This is a genomic window from Lacinutrix iliipiscaria, from assembly GCF_042686125.1.
GTDB lineage: Bacteria > Bacteroidota > Bacteroidia > Flavobacteriales > Flavobacteriaceae > Oceanihabitans > Oceanihabitans iliipiscarium.
In genome coordinates, this window is record NZ_JBHUOV010000001.1 from 618,666 (window position 1) to 638,548 (window position 19,883).

At 34.3% G+C, this 19,883-nt stretch carries 14 protein-coding genes; 6 read left to right on the forward strand and 8 right to left on the reverse strand.

Features of this window, described 5'->3' with window-relative positions:
* The first annotated feature begins 152 nt into the window (after nt 1-152).
* From ACFS5M_RS02775 to accC, 3 genes are read left to right on the forward strand one after another with little or no spacing between them, the layout of a single operon-like run.
* On the forward strand, nt 153-1,148 hold the full coding sequence (locus tag ACFS5M_RS02775) for a beta-ketoacyl-ACP synthase III (RefSeq protein WP_183485444.1): 996 nt from the start codon (nt 153-155) through the stop codon (nt 1,146-1,148).
* A gap of 34 nt (nt 1,149-1,182) precedes the next feature.
* The gene (accB, locus tag ACFS5M_RS02780; RefSeq protein ID WP_183485447.1) at nt 1,183-1,674 is read left to right on the forward strand and encodes an acetyl-CoA carboxylase biotin carboxyl carrier protein; all 492 of its coding nucleotides are present in this window, start codon (nt 1,183-1,185) and stop codon (nt 1,672-1,674) included.
* Between the two features lie 58 nt (nt 1,675-1,732).
* The gene (gene accC, locus ACFS5M_RS02785) at nt 1,733-3,085 is read left to right on the forward strand and encodes an acetyl-CoA carboxylase biotin carboxylase subunit (RefSeq protein ID WP_183485450.1); all 1,353 of its coding nucleotides are present in this window, start codon (nt 1,733-1,735) and stop codon (nt 3,083-3,085) included.
* A gap of 34 nt (nt 3,086-3,119) precedes the next feature.
* On the opposite strand, the gene ACFS5M_RS02790 is transcribed toward accC, so the two are convergent.
* Nucleotides 3,120-3,632, reverse strand: a complete 513-nt coding sequence (locus ACFS5M_RS02790; RefSeq protein ID WP_183485453.1) for a hypothetical protein — start codon at nt 3,630-3,632, stop codon at nt 3,120-3,122.
* 89 nt (nt 3,633-3,721) lie between these two features.
* On the opposite strand from ACFS5M_RS02790, the gene ACFS5M_RS02795 reads away from it, so the two are divergent.
* From ACFS5M_RS02795 to ACFS5M_RS02805, 3 genes are all read left to right on the forward strand, one after another.
* Nucleotides 3,722-6,811, forward strand: coding sequence for a reprolysin-like metallopeptidase (locus tag ACFS5M_RS02795; protein ID WP_183485456.1), 3,090 nt, complete (start codon nt 3,722-3,724; stop codon nt 6,809-6,811).
* A 195-nt stretch (nt 6,812-7,006) separates the two neighbouring features.
* Complete coding sequence (locus ACFS5M_RS02800) at nt 7,007-8,122, forward strand: NAD(P)/FAD-dependent oxidoreductase (RefSeq protein ID WP_183487207.1); 1,116 nt, start codon at nt 7,007-7,009, stop codon at nt 8,120-8,122.
* A complete protein-coding gene (locus tag ACFS5M_RS02805; RefSeq protein WP_183485458.1) occupies nt 8,119-8,541 on the forward strand; it encodes a 3-oxoacyl-ACP synthase in 423 nt (140 codons plus the stop codon). Before ACFS5M_RS02800 ends, ACFS5M_RS02805 begins: the two co-directional genes overlap by 4 nt.
* Before the next feature lie 20 nt (nt 8,542-8,561).
* Here the strand turns inward: ACFS5M_RS02805 and ACFS5M_RS02810 are convergent, their stop codons facing one another.
* The 7 genes from ACFS5M_RS02810 to ACFS5M_RS02840 form a co-directional block, all read right to left on the reverse strand.
* Nucleotides 8,562-9,473, reverse strand: coding sequence for an ABC transporter ATP-binding protein (locus ACFS5M_RS02810; RefSeq protein WP_183485461.1), 912 nt, complete (start codon nt 9,471-9,473; stop codon nt 8,562-8,564).
* A 65-nt stretch (nt 9,474-9,538) separates the two neighbouring features.
* Nucleotides 9,539-11,707 (reverse strand): prolyl oligopeptidase family serine peptidase, encoded by a 2,169-nt coding sequence (locus tag ACFS5M_RS02815; RefSeq protein ID WP_183485464.1) that lies wholly within the window; start codon nt 11,705-11,707, stop codon nt 9,539-9,541.
* 86 nt (nt 11,708-11,793) lie between these two features.
* On the reverse strand, nt 11,794-14,256 hold the full coding sequence (locus tag ACFS5M_RS02820) for an FG-GAP-like repeat-containing protein (protein WP_379897801.1): 2,463 nt from the start codon (nt 14,254-14,256) through the stop codon (nt 11,794-11,796).
* Nucleotides 14,257-14,270: 14 nt separating this feature from the next.
* Entirely contained in the window at nt 14,271-15,383 is a 1,113-nt protein-coding gene (locus tag ACFS5M_RS02825; protein WP_379897803.1) for a hypothetical protein, read from the reverse strand.
* Nucleotides 15,384-15,482: 99 nt separating this feature from the next.
* Nucleotides 15,483-17,534 carry an FG-GAP-like repeat-containing protein gene (locus ACFS5M_RS02830; protein WP_183485467.1) on the reverse strand — a complete coding sequence of 684 codons (2,052 nt, stop codon included), beginning with the start codon at nt 17,532-17,534 and terminating at the stop codon, nt 15,483-15,485.
* Between the two features lie 27 nt (nt 17,535-17,561).
* Nucleotides 17,562-18,638, reverse strand: coding sequence for a hypothetical protein (locus tag ACFS5M_RS02835; protein WP_379897805.1), 1,077 nt, complete (start codon nt 18,636-18,638; stop codon nt 17,562-17,564).
* A 190-nt stretch (nt 18,639-18,828) separates the two neighbouring features.
* Nucleotides 18,829-19,818 carry an aspartate-semialdehyde dehydrogenase gene (locus tag ACFS5M_RS02840; RefSeq protein ID WP_183485470.1) on the reverse strand — a complete coding sequence of 330 codons (990 nt, stop codon included), beginning with the start codon at nt 19,816-19,818 and terminating at the stop codon, nt 18,829-18,831.
* Nucleotides 19,819-19,883 lie beyond the last annotated feature (65 nt).

Genomic DNA, 19,883 nt, shown 5'->3' on the forward strand with positions numbered 1-19,883 from the left:
TCCATATGGAGCGTTTTTTTTATTTTATATTTTTCTTTACGTTAAAAACAACTTAATTTGCAAAGAAATAGGCTAAAAAGCACTAGTTTTATTAAATTCGCGTTTGTTTTAGCCAGGTTTTAACGATTTTAGGCCAAATTAACATCAAAACTATGAGTAAAATCTCAGCAGCAATAACAGCTGTAGGTAAATATGTTCCAGAATATGTATTAACCAATCAAATATTAGAAACGTTGGTTGATACAAATGATGAATGGATTACTTCTAGAACCGGAATCAAGGAGCGCAGAATTTTAAAAGAAAAAGGCAAAGGAACCTCCTTTTTAGCTATAGAGGCAGCTAAAGATTTAATAAAAAAATCTAATCTAAACCCTAAAGAAATTGAGTTAGTCATTGTCGCAACTGCAACTAGAGATATGCAAGCCTCAGCAACAGCAGTATATGTGGCCTCACAAATTGAAGCAACTAACGCTTTTGCTTATGATATTGACGCTGCGTGTTCTAGCTTTTTATATGCCGCATCTACCGCATCAAGTTTTATCGAGTCTGGAAAATATAAAAAAGTATTAGTTATTGGAGCAGACATGAACTCTTCTATGATAAATTACAAAGATAGGGCAACATGCATTATTTTTGGGGATGGCGCTGGAGCAGTGCTTTTTGAAGCAAATACTGAAGGCTTAGGTATTCAGGATGAGTACTTAAGAAGCGATGGTGCTGGAAGAGAGTTTCTTCAAGTTCCAGCAGGAGGATCGATTGAACCTGCTACAGAAGAAACAGTAAAAGCAAATAAACATTTCGTTTTTCAAGACGGAAAAACTGTTTTTAAATGGGCTGTATCTAATATGGCTGATGTATGTGTTAAGGTTATGGAAAAAAACAACCTTACTAATGATGACGTAAATTGGCTAGCTGCACACCAAGCCAATAAAAGAATAATTGATGCGACAGCAAACCGAATGAATCTTGACTCTAGCAAGGTTATGATGAATATTGAAAAATACGGAAATACAACATCCGCAACAATACCTTTACTTTTAAACGATTATGAATCTAAGCTAAAAAAAGGAGATAAAGTTATTCTTGCTGCTTTTGGAGGCGGATTTACCTGGGGCTCAATATATTTAAAGTGGGCTTATAATTCTTAAACTAACTAACAATCATAATTAAAATCTAAATATTATGGATTTAAAAGACATTCAAAATCTAATTAAATTTGTTGCCAAATCTGGAGCAAGCGAGGTTAAATTAGAAACAGAAGACGTAAAGATCACTATAAAAACTGGTAGTGACGATAAAACAGAAACCCAAACATTTGTACAGCAAATACCTATGGGAACACCTATGGCTCAGGCTCCTGTAGCTCAAGTCGCTCAACCTGTAGTCGAGGCTGAAACAGTTGCTCCTGTAGCTTCAGAAGAAGACAATTCTAAATACATCACTATTAAATCTCCTATTATTGGAACGTTATATAGAAAACCGTCTCCAGACAAACCTGTTTTTGTTGAGGTAGGACAATCAATTAAAGAAGGAGATGTCTTATGTATAATTGAAGCGATGAAGCTTTTTAACGAAATTGAATCAGAAGTATCAGGTAAAATCGTGAAAGTTTTAGTTGACGACTCCTCTCCAGTTGAGTTTGACCAACCATTATTTTTAGTAGATCCATCTTAAGTAATTCAGAATTTTAGAATTCGTAATTCAGAATTCAGAATTCATAATTTTTATAATTATGTTTAAAAAAATACTAATTGCCAACAGAGGAGAAATTGCACTACGTGTAATTAGAACCTGTAAAGAAATGGGAATCAAAACGGTTGCAGTCTATTCAACCGCTGACGCTGAAAGCCTTCACGTAAAATTTGCCGATGAAGCTGTATGTATTGGCCCTGCAGCAAGTAGCGAATCTTATTTAAAAATGTCTAATGTTATCGCTGCTGCAGAAATCACAAATGCTGATGCTATTCATCCTGGATATGGATTCTTATCCGAAAATGCTAAGTTTTCTAAAATTTGTGAAGAGCACCAAATTAAATTCATTGGAGCTTCGGCCGAAATGATTGATAGAATGGGTGATAAGGCAAATGCCAAAGCGACTATGATAGAAGCAGGTGTACCTGTCGTTCCCGGAAGTGAAGGCGTTATTGAAAGTTTTGAAGATTGTCAAAAAGTAGCGAAAGAGACGGGCTACCCAGTAATGCTTAAAGCATCAGCTGGTGGTGGCGGAAAAGGAATGCGTGCTGTTTGGAAAAAAGAAGACCTTAAAGAAGCTTGGGATTCTGCCAGACAAGAGTCTAAAGCAGCCTTTGGAAATGATGATATGTACATGGAAAAACTTATTGAAGAACCACGACATATAGAAATTCAAATCGTTGGTGATTCTACAGGAAGAGCATGTCATTTATCTGAACGTGATTGCTCTATACAACGTCGTCATCAAAAATTAACCGAAGAAGTGCCTTCGCCTTTTATGACAACTGCATTACGTAAAAAAATGGGAGAAGCTGCTGTTAAAGCTGCAGAATATATTAAATATGAAGGTGCAGGAACTGTAGAGTTTCTGGTAGATAAACACAGAAATTTCTACTTCATGGAAATGAATACTCGTATCCAAGTAGAGCATCCAATTACAGAGCAGGTCATAGATTTCGATTTAATTCGTGAACAAATTCTTGTGGCTGCTGGTGTGCCAATTTCTGGCAAAAACTACACACCTAATTTGCATTCTATAGAATGTAGAATTAATGCTGAGGATCCTTATAATGGCTTTAGACCTTCACCTGGAAAAATCACGACTTTACACGCTCCAGGAGGTCATGGTGTGCGTTTAGATACTCATGTATACGCAGGATATAGCATTCCTCCAAATTACGATTCTATGATTGCGAAGTTAATTACTACAGCGCAAACACGAGAAGAAGCTATTAATAAAATGAAACGTGCCTTAGATGAGTTTGTTATAGAAGGTATAAAAACGACGATTCCATTTCATAGACAACTCATGGAACATCCAGATTATTTAGCAGGAAATTATACCACTAAATTTATGGAAGACTTTGAAATGAAAGAACAAGTTGAAGAATAAAACAAAAAACCTCTGATTATTAATCGGAGGTTTTTTATTTAATGCTAAATACTTCATCAATAGTTGTAACAACTTGAGGAACCTCATCGACTTTAAAATTCATCTTTATACGATATTGGTTCTTAGAAATTTTCATTATAGATAACTCGCCTTGATTGATAATATAATAACCTGTTTGACCTCTGCAAAAACAGAGTCTTCCAAACAAAGCTTTGATGTTTTTTACGTCATCGTTTTCAAATTCTAAATTATTAGGATCTAATTCCAGATAAATAATTTCACTATAATTTCCATCAACAGTATTTGGAATCTCATTTCTTTTATATTCAAATTTTAAAAGAACTGTTTGACCTTCTTTAATTTTAGGGTATAACACTCCAATACCATCTTTCTCTATAGAAAAAGATTGATTAGGCAATACATTCAAAGAGCAAACTCCATCGTCAGGACAGACTACTGAATTTAAAGAGATTTCATTTTTTGTTGCTGAACCATGTTGTGATCCACATGAAAAAAACAAGAATAAAAAAAAGAATAAGTACTTCATACTCAAAGATAAGTTTTTAAAATGAGTATTAAAGTCTTTGTAGTTTGAATATAACATGGTAAATTTAAGCCTTATAAAAAAATAAAATCATGAAAAAGTATTACTTAAGATTGAACCTTTTGTTATTAATTGTGTTGTTCTTTTCTGCATCTAGTTTTGCTCAAAACAACAAAACGTTATGGACTAAAGCTTCAAAAGAAAGAACATCAGGAGAAGAACTCCTGTTCAGAAAAACACAACCAAACAAGGCGGAATATTTCCAATTAAACTTAGATGGTCTTAAAACGGTTTTATCATCTGCTCCTAGTAGAAAAAACACAACCATCAACGATTCCAATGTGGTTGTTAACTTTCCAAATGCTCAAGGAAATTTAGAGCCATTTAGAGTTTTAGAGGCTTCGATAATGCAACCAGAACTTCAAGCTTATCATTCAGACATGAGATCTTATGTTGGACAAAGTTTAGAAAACCCAACGAAGACCATAAGATTTAGTGTTACACCTAAAGGGTTACACACTATGGCGTTGTCAAGTGAATCAGGCACAGAGCTTATTGATCCATATACTAAAAATTCAAACACTTATATCGTTTATTCAAAGCGTGATTTACCAGCTTTAGAGAATGGCTTTATCTGTGAGTTTGAAGATGAGGGTTTAACTATCGAAGAAGATTTTAATGTCGAAGCAGCAAGAAACGCTAATGATGGCATGTTAAGAGATTACACACTAGCTATTGCGGCAACAATTGAATACTCTGCATTTCATTGGCAGGCAGCAGGCTTACTTGCAGGAGACTCAGAAGCTGATAAAAAAGATGCAGTAATGGACGCTATGATTGTAACCATGACAAGAGTTAATGGTGTTTATGAAAGAGAGCTATCTATTACTATGACATTCGTTAATAATAACAGAGATATCATTTTTATATCTGGAGAAGATGGACTAGATAATGATAATGCTGGAACCTTAATTAACAATAGTCAAACAGTTATTGACGCAAATATTGGATCGGCTAATTATGATATTGGACACACGTTTAGCACAGGTGGTGGCGGTTTAGCCCAATTAAATTCACCTTGTCTAGCAGGAAGTAAAGCAAGAGGAATTACTGGTTTAGGAAGCCCTGTAGGCGACGTATATGATATTGATTTTGTAGCACATGAAATGGGACATCAGTTTGGAGCTCCACACACATTTAACGGTGATGAAGGAGGCTGCGATGGTAATAGATCTGCAACCAATGCTTATGAACCTGGAAGTGGTTCAACAATAATGGCGTATGCTGGCCTTTGTGCTCCTCAAAATGTACAATCTAATAGTGATGATTATTTCCATCAAAAAAGTTTGCAAATGATTTGGGCCTATGTGTCAGGAGGTACAGGAAATACTTGTCCAGATCAAACGAGTACAGGAAATACAGCACCAACAGCAAACGCTGGAGCAAATTATATTATTCCAATATCTACACCTTATATGTTAGAGGGAAGCTCATCAGACGGAACAGGTGAGTCCATAGATACCCACACATATACTTGGGAGCAATACGATTTAGGGCCATCTGGAGTTCCTTCTGAAACAACAGGCTCAGGACCTCTTGTAAGATCGTTTAAAGGTACAAATAACCCAGTGCGCTATATTCCAAATATCCCTGATTTAATAAATTCGGGAGGATCTACTGAATGGGAAAGATTGGTTTCTGTAACTAGAACAATTAATTTTCAGTTAACGGTTAGAGATAACGATCCACGAGGTGGACAAACGCATGCTGATAACATGATAGTTAATACTAACGCGAGTGCTGGACCTTTCTTAGTCACTTCTCAAGCAAGTGACGTTACTTGGTCTCAAGGTAATACAGAAACGATTACTTGGGATGTTGCAAACACAGATATAGGTGCTGTTAATACTCCTACTGTAGATATTTTATTATCGACTAATGGAGGAGAGTCTTTTGATACAGTTTTAGCAACTGGAGTTCCTAATAATGGATCTTATGATATTATTGTGCCAGATGTTTTAGAAGAGAATTGTAGAGTTATGGTTAAAGGAAACGGTAATATTTTCTTTAATATTAATACTGCAAGAATCGCTATTGGTTATAACTTAGTTCCTGGTGAAGAATGTACAACTTATAACTTTCAAGTAAATCACGACTTAGCTCCTAATGCTGCTGCTTTCGAATTATTAGGCGGATTTAATGTGCCAGACTCAGGAATAATTACCGATGTTAATGTCATGTATGATATCACGTCTGGAAATAACGGAAACTTACATATGGCAATGCTTAGCCCATTAAATACTCGTGCTTACCTTTTTGCGGCATCATGCGCTGGAGCAACAGATATGGATGTGGTTTGGGATGATGAAGCTGGAGGTCCTGTCGTATGTGCTAGTCCAACTACAGGAACAGCAACACCTGCAAACATTACACCAGCAGAACCGTTAAGTGGTTTAGATGGTGAGGAAATGAATGGTGATTGGACTTTTATGGCTGCAGATATTGGTAATAATAATATGACCTTTAACGAAGTTAATCTAGAAATTTGTAAAAACGGTTACGTCACTACTGTGGCGCCTTCTAGAGTTAACATGTCTGTAATTCAAGTAGAAGTTGTTAACTCTGTTACCATCTTAGATTCACACTTAAGAGTAACAAGTCCTAACACTGCTGTTGATTCTGATATCGTTTTTACCTTAACGGTATTACCAACTAAAGGAACAATGTATTTAAGCGCTGTTGCTTTAGGCTTGGGAGACACTTTTACCCAACAGGATATTAACGATGGAAACCTTACTTATACAACAACTTCTGCTACTGATGATACAGACAGCTTTAGAGTAGATACCGATGATAGTAACGGAGGAACATTACCAAACCTTTTGGGCCAAATAGAAATCTTAGAAAACTTAAGTGTTGATGAATTTAGTTTTGAAAACTCACTCATTATTTATCCAAATCCAAATGATGGCGTGTTTAACATCAAGCTAAACTCTACATCTAACCAAGACATAAATGTTGAGGTATTTGATATTAGAGGACGTTCTATTCTAAATCAATCTTTTAGCAATACAGGACGATTTAACGAAAGTATAAACCTTAATAACGTTCAGTCAGGAATGTATTTATTAAACATTAATGATGGTGATAAAAAAGCAACTAGAAAAGTTATTATTAACTAATTCATAGCTAGCAATTAAATTAAAACTCCGATTTTTTAATCGGAGTTTTTTTATGGTGTTACCTAGACATTGTCTAGGTCAGGCTTTCAGCAGTCGCTTTTTTACTTATCGTAAAAAGAGCTTCAACAAATGCTTCAATCCTTAACACAGTCAGAAGAACAGAATAAATTCCTATTTTTACTAAAACATAAAATTTTGAACCTCTCCTATTGGGAAATAAAAACCTGGCTAAGCCACATCGACTACACCATTGTTGGTAGTGGTATTGTTGGTTTAAGTTGTGCATTACAGTTAAGAAATCGCTTTCCTAAAGCTAAAATTTTAGTTTTAGAAAAGGGCACCTTACCTCAAGGAGCAAGTACAAAAAACGCAGGTTTTGCGTGTTTTGGAAGCCTTAGCGAGATCATAGACGATTTAAAAACACATACAGAACATGAAGTTGTAGAGCTCGTAAAAAGGCGTGTGGATGGCTTACGTTTGTTAAAACAAACAATAGGGCAAGAGCAAATACAATATCAGGAACTCGGTGGATATGAATTATTTCCAGAAACCGAAACCGTTTTATTTCAAGAGTGCTTGTCTAAAAGAGAAAGCATCAATCAATTATTAGAACCCATTTTTAAAACCAAAGTTTTCAGTTTAAAAGAAAATACATTCCAATTTAAAAACATTAAAGATTTATACATTTACAATCAGTTTGAAGGTCAAATAGACACAGGAAGTATGATGGATGCTTTGCTAAAAAAAGCACAGTCAGCAGGTATTAAAATTCTAAATAATGTTACAGTAGAAAATTGTTCAGATGGTATAGATTCGGTACAATTAAACTGTAACCTTTTCAACTTTTCAACATCAAAACTACTTATAGCAACTAACGGATTTGCATCACAACTCATTCATCAAAATGTAAAACCAGCAAGAGCACAAGTCCTTATTACTAAACCCATAAAAGACTTACACATTAAAGGGACATTTCATTTAGATAAAGGCTATTATTATTTTAGAAATATCGATGAAAGAATCTTATTTGGAGGTGGACGAAACTTAGATTTTAAAACCGAAGAGACTACAGAATTTGCTAACACAAAATTAGTTCAAGATAAGTTAGAAATGCTTTTAAGAACAACAATTTTACCAAACACAGCTTTTGAAATTGAACATCGATGGAGTGGAATTATGGGAGTAGGTAATCAAAAAAAAGCGATTGTCAAACAAATTAGCAACAACATGTTTTGTGGTGTAAGATTAGGAGGAATGGGAGTTGCCATTGGAAGTTTGGTTGGTAAAGAATTAGCAGATTTAGTATCATGAATATCAAAAAAGAGCTATATGAAAAATGCTGTGAGTTTGTTGAAAAGAAATTGAATCATATTCAAAAATCAATTTTAGAAATACAAGAATGTCTTACGACAGAAACTAAAAGTAGCGCAGGAGATAAACATGAAACAGGACGCGCCATGCTACAATTAGAACGCGAAAAAGTTGGTCAACAATTAGCAGAAATTCAAAAGCTAAAAGAAACACTTTCTAAAATAGAGGTGTCAAAACCGCAAAAAGCAATTGCTTTAGGAAGTTTAGTTTATACAACAAAGGCAAGCTATTTTATAGCCATTAGCGCAGGAGAATTCAAAATAGAAGACGAAATATATTATGCTATTTCAGCGAGTACACCAATCGCACAATTATTGCTTGGGAAAACGACAAAAGATAATATTGTTTTTCAGAAATGAAAGTATTTCTATTATTCAAATTAGGTAATAATCTGTAAGCATACTTTATTATCAATTGAAATATTTTCTTTTGAATAAAAGAAAATGCTTTCACCATTAAAATCTGCCTCAATTAAATAATTATGACCTTTAAAATAAGAGTTTTTAACCCTTACTTTTATGCTAGAATCTTCAATAACTTTTAGTTGGTGTGCATATACAATTTGATGATTAATCATATTAAATTCCTCAAAAAAAGAAGCAATTAATGGTGTTTTAGGATTATTAAATAGTTGCTCTGGCGAACTATTTGCAACTATTTTTGAGTGGTTTAAAACCAAGATGTTGTCGGCATAACCTAAAACATCATTTTTATCATGTGTGGCCACAATACAAGTAATATTTTTTTCTTTTAAATACTTAAAAAGGCTTCGTCTTAAAGATTGCTTTTTAAAATTATCGATATGACTAAAGGGCTCATCTAGTAAAATAATTTCGGGTTGTTTTGCTATGGCTCGCGCTAAGGCAACACGCTGCTTTTGCCCACCACTTAATGTTTTGACTTTGGTTTTAGCAAAGTCAGTTAGCTCTACAACATCAAGTAATTCTGCTACACGTAATTGTTTTTCTTCAGGAAAAAAGTTTGAGAGAAATTTACCAATATTTTCTTCAACAGAAACAAATGGCATTAAATCAAATTCTTGGGCGACATACTTCATAAAGTCATAACCAATAACTAAATTAAATTTTGGACCAAGAATTTCTTTATCATCCCAAAAAATAGTTCCTTTATTAAGGTCATATTCGCCATATAACACTTTAAGCAAAGTGCTTTTCCCAGAACCGCTTTCACCAATGATTGAAATATGTTCACCTTGTTTAGCCGAAAATGAAATGTCTTTTAAAACAGGTGTTTGGTTATAAGAAAAACTAATATTTTTGACTTGAAGCATGTAGCAAAAATAGCATAAAAAAATCGCTTGGAATACAAGCGATTTTTTAATTAGGTATAAATAGTTTAGCCTTTTATTTTTTCATTGATTTTGCTTGGTAAAACATCAAAGCCCATATTATACAAAGTAAAACCAAAGATGTCTGCATATTGCTCAATAGTTTTACTTACTGGCGTTCCTGCACCATGACCAGCATCTGTTTCAATTCTTATAAGCGTTGGGTTTTCTCCCGTTTGCTTACTTTGTAATTCAGCTGCAAATTTAAAACTATGCGCAGGAACAACACGATCATCATGATCTCCTGTTGTCACTAGAGTTGCTGGATATTGCACACCAGCTTTTACATTATGAACTGGCGAATAGTTTTTAAGGTATTCAAACATTTCTTTATTATCTTCAGCAGTACCATAATCATAAGCCCAACCAGCTCCTGCAGTAAAAGTATGGTAGCGTAACATGTCTAAAACACCTACACCAGGAAGCGCAACTTTCATTAAATCTGGTCGTTGTGTCATTGTCGCTCCAACTAATAAACCACCATTCGAGCGTCCTGAGATAGCTAAATAATTTGATGAGGTATATTTATTTTCAATAAGGTATTCAGCAGCAGCGATAAAATCATCAAAAACGTTTTGTTTTTGCATTTGTGTACCAGCTTTGTGCCATTCTTTACCATATTCACCACCACCTCTTAAATTAGGCACAGCGTACACACCTCCTTGCTCCATCCATACCGCATTTGCTAAGCTAAATGATGGATTTAAACTAATATTAAATCCGCCATATCCATAAAGGATAGTTGGGTTTTTTCCGTTAAGCTCAAGCCCTTTTTTGTAAGTAATAATCATAGGTACTTTTGTCCCATCTTTTGAGGTATAGAATACTTGTTCACTTTTGTATTCATCTGAGTTAAAATCGATATTTGGTTTCCAGTATAATTCTGATTCACCAGTTTCCATATTATATTTATATATGCTTGAAGGCGTGTTATAATTTGTAAAAGAATAATAATCTATTTTCTCTTCTTTTTTGCCACCAAAACCACCTGCGTTACCAACACCAGGAAGCTTAATTTCTCTAACTAATTCACCATTATAGTCGTACTGTTTAACTTTAGAAATCGCATCAATCATATACTCTGTAAAAAAATATCCACCTCCTTTTGAAGGGCTTAGCACGTGTTTGGTTTCAGGAATAAAATCCACCCAATTTTCAGGTGTTGGATTAGAAGCGTCAACAGTTACAATTTTTTTATTAGGTGCATTTAGATTTGTGACCAAATAGAGTTTGCTACCTACATTGTCTATGACATAAGTATCACTATCGGTATGATCTAATATTGTCACTAATGGATTGTTAGGCTTCGATAAATCTTTAATATATAGTTTGTTTCCAGAAGTAGAAACTCTTGGGGAAATTAAAAGGTATTTATCGTCTTCTGTCACTGAACCGTAGATATATCTATGTTTTTCTGAAGCAACTCCGCCAAAAACCAGTTCATCTTCTTTTTGCGAGGTGCCTATTTTGTGATAAAAAACACGATGTTGATCGGTTTTAGCAGAGAGCTCACTACCTTTGGGTTTTTCATAGCTAGAGTAGTAAAAACCTTCATTTTTAAACCAAGACATGCCGCTAAATTTGATGTCTATTAAAGTGTCTTCAATAATTTTTTTGGTTTCAGAATTCATTACCAAAATTTTACGCCAATCACTTCCTCCTTCAGAAATGGAGTAGGCTAGTAATTTTCCGTCTTTTGAAAAGCTCAATCCACCCAAAGAAGTTGTTCCATCTTCGGAAAAATTATTAGGATCTAGAAATACTTCTGCGTTTTCAGGGTTTTCATCATTTTTATATCGATAAATTACATATTGGTTTTGTAACCCGTCATTTTTATAGAAATAAGTGTAGTCTCCTTCTTTAAAAGGTGAGCCTATTTTCTCGTAATTCCATAATTTTTCAAGACGTTCTTTGAGTTCTTTCCTATAAGGAATATTGTCTAAATAGCTATAAGTAGATTGGTTTTGTGATTTAACCCAACTCTCAGTTTCTTTACTTCTATCGTCTTCAAGCCATCTGTAGGGATCTTTTACTTCAACACCAAAATAATTAGTAACAGTATCAACCTTTTTAGTTTCTGGGTAACTAGTCACTAAATTTCTTTCGGTTTTTTTCTTTTCCTCTTTACAAGACATAATTATTAAAAGTGTAATTAAACAAGCTGCAATTTTTTTCATTGTTTATATAATTTATAATTGCTATAAAAGTAACAAAAAAAGCTCTCCCAAATTAATGAAAGAGCTTTTAAAATGAGTTGGTTAGTTTACTTTTTAATAAATTTTTTGCTTATTGATTTACCTTGAGATTCTAAACGTAAAATATAAGTGCCACTTTGTAAAGTAGAAATTTTAAGCGAATTACTAGATAATTTTTGATTAAGAACACGCTTACCGTTAATATCAAATATAGTTGCTATTTTATCCGTAACGTTGGCAGATGTAGAAATATAAAGAATGTCTTGAACAGGATTTGGGTATATAACCAAATCTACTAAAGCTTCATCTTCAACTGAAAGAGATTGACCTTCGTATATTGTTAATGTTTCATTAATGCTAGGATTGTTAATGGTGTCAATTATTCCAGAAGGCCAATACACAATTATTTGTTCAATTGCAGTATCTGTACCTAATCCAAAATGCGTATTTAAAGAACTCATATATCTAAAGCCCTCACCACTTCTTACATCTCTAATTTTAATACGGTCTCCAGACAGATGTAGTTCTACTCGCGCGCCAATACCATTTATATTGCTCATCCCTTCAGTTGCACCACCTACAGTATTTATTTTAATCCAGTTATTGTCGTTTGCATTATTTCTAAATAAACTACCCGAAAAAGCATCAATAAAACCATCGTCATTTAGGTCGCCAAAAGATCCAGAGCCAGGTAAGTTTATTGTTGTATAGACTTCAAAAGTCATGTCGCCATTTCCTATGAGAAGATTACCGTTGGAAAAAATATCTAAGTTTCCATCATTATCAAAATCATAGGTTTGGTTTTCAATTCCGGTTGCGGTTAATGAAGAGACACCAGAGCTAGAAGTCACATCTGTAAAGCTTCCGGATGAACCCATGTCATTTTGCATTAATTTATGCGTGCCAGAACTTGCACCGACAAAGACATCCATATCACCATCATTATCGAAATCACCCCAAGCAGAAGACCAAGTTTGCATTGAGTCACTTAAGCCAATATCAGCAGCATTTTCTGTATAGCTAATGGTTGTATTATCTGATTCGTATAGCCCATCATTTGTATGCATTTGGTTCGCGCTTCTTTCTGCGCCTCCACCACATTTTGCGATAAACATATCTAAGTCATGATCGTTATCATAATCAATCCAAATAGAGCCATAATTACCACCTGAAAAATAATCACCTAAGTTATATGGTGCATCTCCCATTGTGGTTTGATAGAAGGTCAAATTGCCACTTCCATCGTTTAAATAGTATACATTTGGTTGTACATCATGACAAATAAATGCATCTAAATGGCCATCATTATTAACATCAGCAAAGTTAGAACGTTGAGAAAACACATAATCTCCACTAGAGTATTCTTCAAAAGTTTCAATACCATCAAATGGTCCAACGTCTTCACTTGTATTAATAACAGCTTTCATAAAAGTTACTCCGCCACCAGAACCATAAAGTAAATCTGTATAACCGTCTGCATTATAGTCTGCAGCAGCTAAACTCCATGAAGGAGAATTATCTGCATCTGGTGTAGCGATATTTTTTTCGGTAAAACCACTAACTGCGTCAGGATCTTGAAATAGAATATTAACATTTGTTGAGGAAATTGAAACAATATCGTCTAAAAAATCCCCGTTCATATCAACCACGGCTCGATTGGTTCCTGAAGTGCTCATGCTTTGTATTAAAAATGAGACAGGGGCAGGAGGTGGAGGTGTGTCAAGAGTTGTAAAGTACACTGGTCCAGCCCAAATACTAAAGCCATCAGAGTCACCACAATTGCTTCGGATATACACCTCATAGCTAGTATTAAGTGTTAGACTTGTTGCGTTATAAGATGGAGAATCGGTGTATAAACCAGAACCACTTGGAACGCCAGTACCAGCTATTTGTACCACAATTTCCCAATCAATTTCGCTTCCAGCGGGAGTCCATGAAATATCTGCTGAGGTTAGTGTTACATTGTTAACAGAAAAGTTAGATGGGCTCCCACAAGTTTCATTATAAACAACTACGTTATCTACTAACCAGTACCATGCAAAAACATCATTATCATCATAATGAAATCGAATACGCATATTTTCATTTTTATATTCGGTGATATTGATATGTTGGTAGTCGGGATTGGCAAAACTTCCTGCATTTTCTGTTTGATTTAAAACTGTTACCCAACCACTACCATCAAAAACTTCAACCAGAGCAAAATCTGAACCAATATTATTATAATACTGTATAAAATCTACGTATAAAAAGCTAGCTTCTGAACTATCAAATTCAGGAGATGTTAAGGTTTCAATTAAATGCGGACCACTTCCAGCAGCATCACTATCCACTATAGCTGCATTAGTGCCGTTTAGTGTATTTCCGTTTCTATCACCTGGTCTCCAAGAATCACCAGTGTTATCACCTCCATCTGTAACAGTCCAGCCATCAGGAAATGTTTCAGCATCAAAAGTTTCTTGTAAATAAGTTTGTGCACTTAATGGTAAGCAGAAAGCACAAAGCAGTACTATTAATGTAATTTTTTTCATGATTATATTTTTTATTATTCGCAATCATTTATTAAAGAGTTTATATATTCTTCTATTAAGCGAACACCTTCTCTATGTTGGAGTGTTCTACCTAAAAGTGGCATTCTATATTGTTCTTCTGTAGAGCTCATTCTGAAATAAACTACAGATTCTTGAGGGCTATTGGGTGTAATAATATGAGTTAAATTGTCATCAATATTTGTTTCGGGCTCGACACAAACGCCCATATTTATTAGGTTGTTGTTCTCATTAAACGCAAAGCGCATTGGTCGATATCCGCAATAGCTTTCGTCTGAATGGCAATGGGCACAATTAATATCTATATAAGATCTTGCTCTAGACTCTAATGATTCTGATTCATTTTGCCAATTTACAGAGGTGGTTATATTTGTGGGTAAATTATCTTCTAAATAGCCTTGATTAATCCATTTTTGTAATTGATTTTGATTCCCTTCAGGGTAAGTATAATTCATGTTGAGGTTTTGAGGTTTAGGTCCAATCGCAACAGGTGTTCCAAATTTATTGTGACAGGTAAAACATTCGGCATGTGATGGAATTCGATAATTTACAGAGCGATTACTTCCGTCTTGAATCCAGTCTAAAGCAACAAAACGACCATCAGAGGTAAGGTTTGCTTCAGTTTGCTCATCATTCCAAACATATTTAGCAAATTCCCATTCAGTTTCTTTTTTAATCATTAATCGAGTTTCTAGAATTTTAGTGTTATTGCTTGGCTGAACATTTTCATAGTAGAAATTTTTTATTAAAACTGTGCCTAAAGGAAAATCGAATGAAGTGTAATCATTAACATATTGAGCATTAACCTCTTCTGGCATCCAAACAAAACGTTTCTTTTTTGCATAATCACTAAATAAAGCAGAGTTTAAATCATAAGGTAAGACACCATAAACGGGTTTTAACGCATTTATATCACCTTCAAAAAAGTTATATTCTGAAAGCGTTGGATAAGGGACCTCAGTAATATTAAAAACCACAGGAGATGTAAGGACAGGGTCGGTGGGAATATAATTATCATCTGAAGCACAGGAAAATACTCCAATACTTAATACTATAAATAAGATATATAATAGTAATTTTTTAAACATGCCCCAAATAAAAATGAGCATTAAGTTAATAAATTATATTGAAACTAAGTAAGTTAGGAAAATAATAAAAAAAAACTCCTTCAATAATTTGAAGGAGTTTTTTAAATAGAGTTGGTTAGTTTACTCTTTAATAAATTTTTTGCTTATTGATTTACCAAGAGATTCTATGCGTAAGATATAAGAACCACTTGCAAGTTTTGAAACATCTAAAGAATTATCAGTAAGCTTTTTATTTAGTACTTTCTTACCATTAATATCAAAAACTGTAGCAATTTTATTTGTTAAGTCTACAGGAGTATCAATATTAATGATGTCTTTTACTGGGTTTGGATAAATAACAACACTAGCTAAAGACTCATCTTCAACTGTTAACGTTTGACCCTCATGAATAATAAGGTGTTGATCTGTACTTGGACCTGCAATATTATCTACAATACCAGAAGGCCAGTATACGATAATATTATCTATAGTATCGTTAGCTCCTAAACCAACATGAGTATTCAAGCTATTCATAAATTCAAAACCATCACCACTTCTAACATCTCTGATGTAAATACCAGTAGGTGTGTGTACCTCAACACGAGCACCAATACCATTTATATTACTCATACCTTCTGTAGCACCACCAACAGTAGAGATTTTAATCCAATGGTTATCATTACCATCATTTAAATACACTGAAGAACCTCTATAAGCATCAATAAACCCATCATTGTTTAAATCACCAAAAGCTCCAGTGCCTGAAAACACACCCATATATGGTGTAAATGTCATATCGCCATTGTTTCTTAAAACATTCGAGCCAGATACAATATCTAGGTATCCATCATTGTCAAAATCAAAAGTAACATGTTCTCTTGATGTTGCGGTTAATGCACTAACACCTGAAGATGCCGTTATATCTGTAAATGTATAAGAAGCTGCTTCTCCGTTATTTTCTTTAAGGATATGCGCTCCTGAACTTGCTCCCACAAAAACATCCATATCTCCATCATTATCAAAATCTCCCCAACAAGACGACCAAGTTTGGTTATCATCATCAAGACCGATACTTGCTGCATTTTCAACAAAAATATTATCTTCTCCACCAGTATTGCGGTGCATTTGATTTACGTATCTTGGGAAATCTCCTCCACATTTAGCGATAAACATGTCTGTATTTCTATCGTTGTCATAATCAACCCAAATAGAACCATAATTTCCACCAGAATAATAGGTGGCTAATTGATATGGTGCGCCTTCTTGATTTGAGCGATAAAAGGTTAAATCACCACCACCATCATTAATATAATAGACGCTAGGTGCAACATCATGACAGACAAAAGCATCTAAATGACCATCATTATTTAAATCAACAAAATTTGAACGTTGAGAAGCGACATAATCATTAAAAGTTTCTTTAGTGTAGGTCATGTCTCCATTAGACTTCATGAAGGTTACTCCTCCCCAAGCCGCATAAAGTAAGTCATTAAAACCATCTGCATTATAATCACCTGCAGCTAAACTCCAATCAGGCGTCCAATCGGCATTATCTGTTCCTATATTCATTTCAGTAAACCCACTTGAAGTTTGTAATTGTAAGTTTACATTTGAAGCGCTTATAGAAACTACATCATCAATAAAATCACCATTCATATCTACAATTGCCATGGTTGAACCACTTGTTCCTAGGGTTTGTGCAGAGAATGAAAAAGGTGTTGGTGGAGGTGGTTCGCTCAAAGTAATTTGAAAGTCAAAACCTCCAGAATTCCATTTATTATCAAATGCAATATAGTATGTAGTTCCTGCAGTGGCAGAGAAACCTGCAATTGATAAGTAACTAGACCCTCCTCCTTCAGGCTCTACAATACCAGAATCGTCATCTCCTGCAACACAAGATAGTGAAGAACAATCTCCATCATAAATTTGTATTCTTGTATCTCCTCCAGCATTTTGGTCCAAATCTGTAGAAACTGTTACGTAGCTATCTTCATCAGGTGTAAAGGCATACCATTTCCCAGCAGTAGCACCTTCACCGTTTGTAGAACAAACAGGTAATGGTATTTCAGATCCATCTACTGCATTTACAGTATGTAAACCAACACTTACCGCTAAAGCGTTATTACACGTATCTTGAGCATTAAGATTTAAAGCGCAAAACACTAGTAAAATTAAAAACGTAATTTTTTTCATGGTTATTTTTGTATTAATTATTTATTATTATCGACAAATTGTTGTTAAGGAGTTTATCCATTCTTCTACCATTACCACAGCTTCTTCATGGGCTAAAGTTCTTCCTAACAAAGGCATTCTTCTTTGAGCTAAGGTCGTACTTAATCTAAAATAAAGCATAGACCTATCTATATTTCCTGGAGAAACAATATATGTTAATCCACCAAACTGTTCTTCAGGTTCAACACAAACACCTAAATTTATTTCATCATCATTTTCATTAAATGCAAACCTTACAGGTCTATAATCGCAATGTGCATATTCAGAATGGCAATGCGCGCAATTAACATCTACGTAAGACCGCATTCTTAAATTAATAGGTTGAGAGTCATCCTCCCAATTTATAGTTGTATTTATATCGTTTGGAATACCGCCATCAAGATAACCAAATTCTTGCAATTTATGTAGTTGATTTGCAACCCCATCAGAAAAGGCATAGTCTTTATTAAGGTTTTGAGGTTTTGGGCCAATTGGCATAGGGACTGCCGCTATTTTATGGCAGGTAAAACATTCACTTTCAGGGGGTATTTTATAAGTAATATTTTTTGTTTCGCCGTTTTGAATCCACTCAACATCAGTTAAACCGCCTTCAAGACTAAATGTAGCTTCTGTTTGGTCTTCATTCCAAATGTAATTAGCAAATATCCACCCTTCAGTTTTATTAATCATAAGTCGGGTTTCAATAATCCGTGTGGTATTTGATGGTTGTACATTATTATAGTAAAAGTTTTTTATGAGAACAGTTCCTATTGGAAAATCTAGAGAGCTATAATCGTTCACATATTGAGCGCTTACATTATCTGGCATCCAAACAAAACGCTTTTTTTTAGCATAATCCGTAAATAACGCTGAATTTAAATCATAGGGAATAACACCATAAGTCGGGTTTAATTCTTTTAATTCTCCATCGAAAAAATTATATTCAGAGAGTGTTTGATAGGGCACTTCAGTAATGTCAAAAACAACAGGAGATGTAGGTATATAGTCGTCGTCTGAAGCACAAGAGAACATTGCGAAACAGAAGAGTAATGAGATAATAAATGAGGGTTGTTTTACTAACATCATTTAATTTAAAATGGGCGGTAAATTACAAAAAAATATAAGATTTCGTTAATTATTTCAGTTTAATAAACATTTTTAAGACAATAAAACCCCAAAAATCAACTCATTACAAGTTTTGTCTGTAAATTCTACTTCTCCCTTAATAATTATTAAACAGTTTAATTGCTAAAACTCCTACCTTCTAATTTGAAGATTAAATTAAATTATGAGCGACTAAGTATTCGGCTATTTGAATCGTGTTTGTAGCAGCGCCTTTTCTTAAATTGTCACTAACAACCCAGAGGTTTAATGAATTAGGTTGGGATCCATCTCTTCTAATCCTCCCAACAAACACATCATCTTTACCATGAGCATAAATGGGCATAGGGTATGTATTTACATCTATATTATCCTGAACAGTAACGCCATCAGTTTGGTTTAAAATTTGTCGCACTTCGGACAAATCAAAATCGTTTTCAAATTCTACATTAACAGCCTCACTATGTCCGCCTGAAGTTGGTATTCTTACAGCAGTTGCGGTGACAGCTATGGTTTTATCGTCAAGAATTTTTTGAGTTTCCCTCACTAATTTCATTTCTTCTTTAGTATAACCATTACTTTCAAAAACATCACAGTGTGGAATAGCATTTTGATGAATAGGATAAGGGTAGGCCATTTCGCCTTTTATTCCTGCAAGTTCATTTTCTAGTTGTTTAACAGCTTTTACGCCTGTTCCTGAAATGGATTGATAAGTAGAAACTACGATACGTTTTATTTTATACTTTTTATGAAGAGGAGCTAATACCATTACCATTTGTATGGTTGAACAATTTGGGTTGGCAATTATTTTATCCTGCGTTGTAAGGCGATGTGCATTAATTTCTGGAACTATTAATTGTTTTTCTAAATCCATTCGCCATGCTGAAGAATTATCTATAACCGTTGTGCCTATTTCGGCAAATCGTGGAGCCCATTCTAAAGAAGTATTACCGCCTGCAGAAAATATAGCAATTTGTGGTTGTAGAGAAATAGCTTCCTCTAAGCCGACAACCTTATAAGGTTTATTTTTAAAGGTAATTTCTTTTCCTATAGACTTACTTGAAGCTACAGGTATTAATTCTGAAACTGGAAAATTGCGTTCTTCAAGAACTTTTAACATGACTTCTCCCACCATTCCAGTGGCACCAATAATTGCTATTTTCATTTAAAAAAATTTTATATAACAAAAGTAATTATTAAACTAGTTATTATTTCAAAAATAGAGATAAA

Coding starts and splice junctions, on each gene's coding strand:
- ACFS5M_RS02840 (WP_183485470.1), bottom strand. CDS start 19,818: ATGAAAATAGCAATTATTGGTGCCACTGGAATGGTGGGAGAAGTCATG.
- ACFS5M_RS02795 (WP_183485456.1), top strand. CDS start 3,722: ATGAAAAAGTATTACTTAAGATTGAACCTTTTGTTATTAATTGTGTTG.
- ACFS5M_RS02805 (WP_183485458.1), top strand. CDS start 8,119: ATGAATATCAAAAAAGAGCTATATGAAAAATGCTGTGAGTTTGTTGAA.
- accB (WP_183485447.1), top strand. CDS start 1,183: ATGGATTTAAAAGACATTCAAAATCTAATTAAATTTGTTGCCAAATCT.
- ACFS5M_RS02825 (WP_379897803.1), bottom strand. CDS start 15,383: ATGCTCATTTTTATTTGGGGCATGTTTAAAAAATTACTATTATATATC.
- ACFS5M_RS02830 (WP_183485467.1), bottom strand. CDS start 17,534: ATGAAAAAAATTACGTTTTTAATTTTACTAGTGTTTTGCGCTTTAAAT.
- ACFS5M_RS02810 (WP_183485461.1), bottom strand. CDS start 9,473: ATGCTTCAAGTCAAAAATATTAGTTTTTCTTATAACCAAACACCTGTT.
- ACFS5M_RS02815 (WP_183485464.1), bottom strand. CDS start 11,707: ATGAAAAAAATTGCAGCTTGTTTAATTACACTTTTAATAATTATGTCT.
- accC (WP_183485450.1), top strand. CDS start 1,733: ATGTTTAAAAAAATACTAATTGCCAACAGAGGAGAAATTGCACTACGT.
- ACFS5M_RS02835 (WP_379897805.1), bottom strand. CDS start 18,638: ATGATGTTAGTAAAACAACCCTCATTTATTATCTCATTACTCTTCTGT.
- ACFS5M_RS02790 (WP_183485453.1), bottom strand. CDS start 3,632: ATGAAGTACTTATTCTTTTTTTTATTCTTGTTTTTTTCATGTGGATCA.
- ACFS5M_RS02820 (WP_379897801.1), bottom strand. CDS start 14,256: ATGAAAAAAATTACATTAATAGTACTGCTTTGTGCTTTCTGCTTACCA.
- ACFS5M_RS02775 (WP_183485444.1), top strand. CDS start 153: ATGAGTAAAATCTCAGCAGCAATAACAGCTGTAGGTAAATATGTTCCA.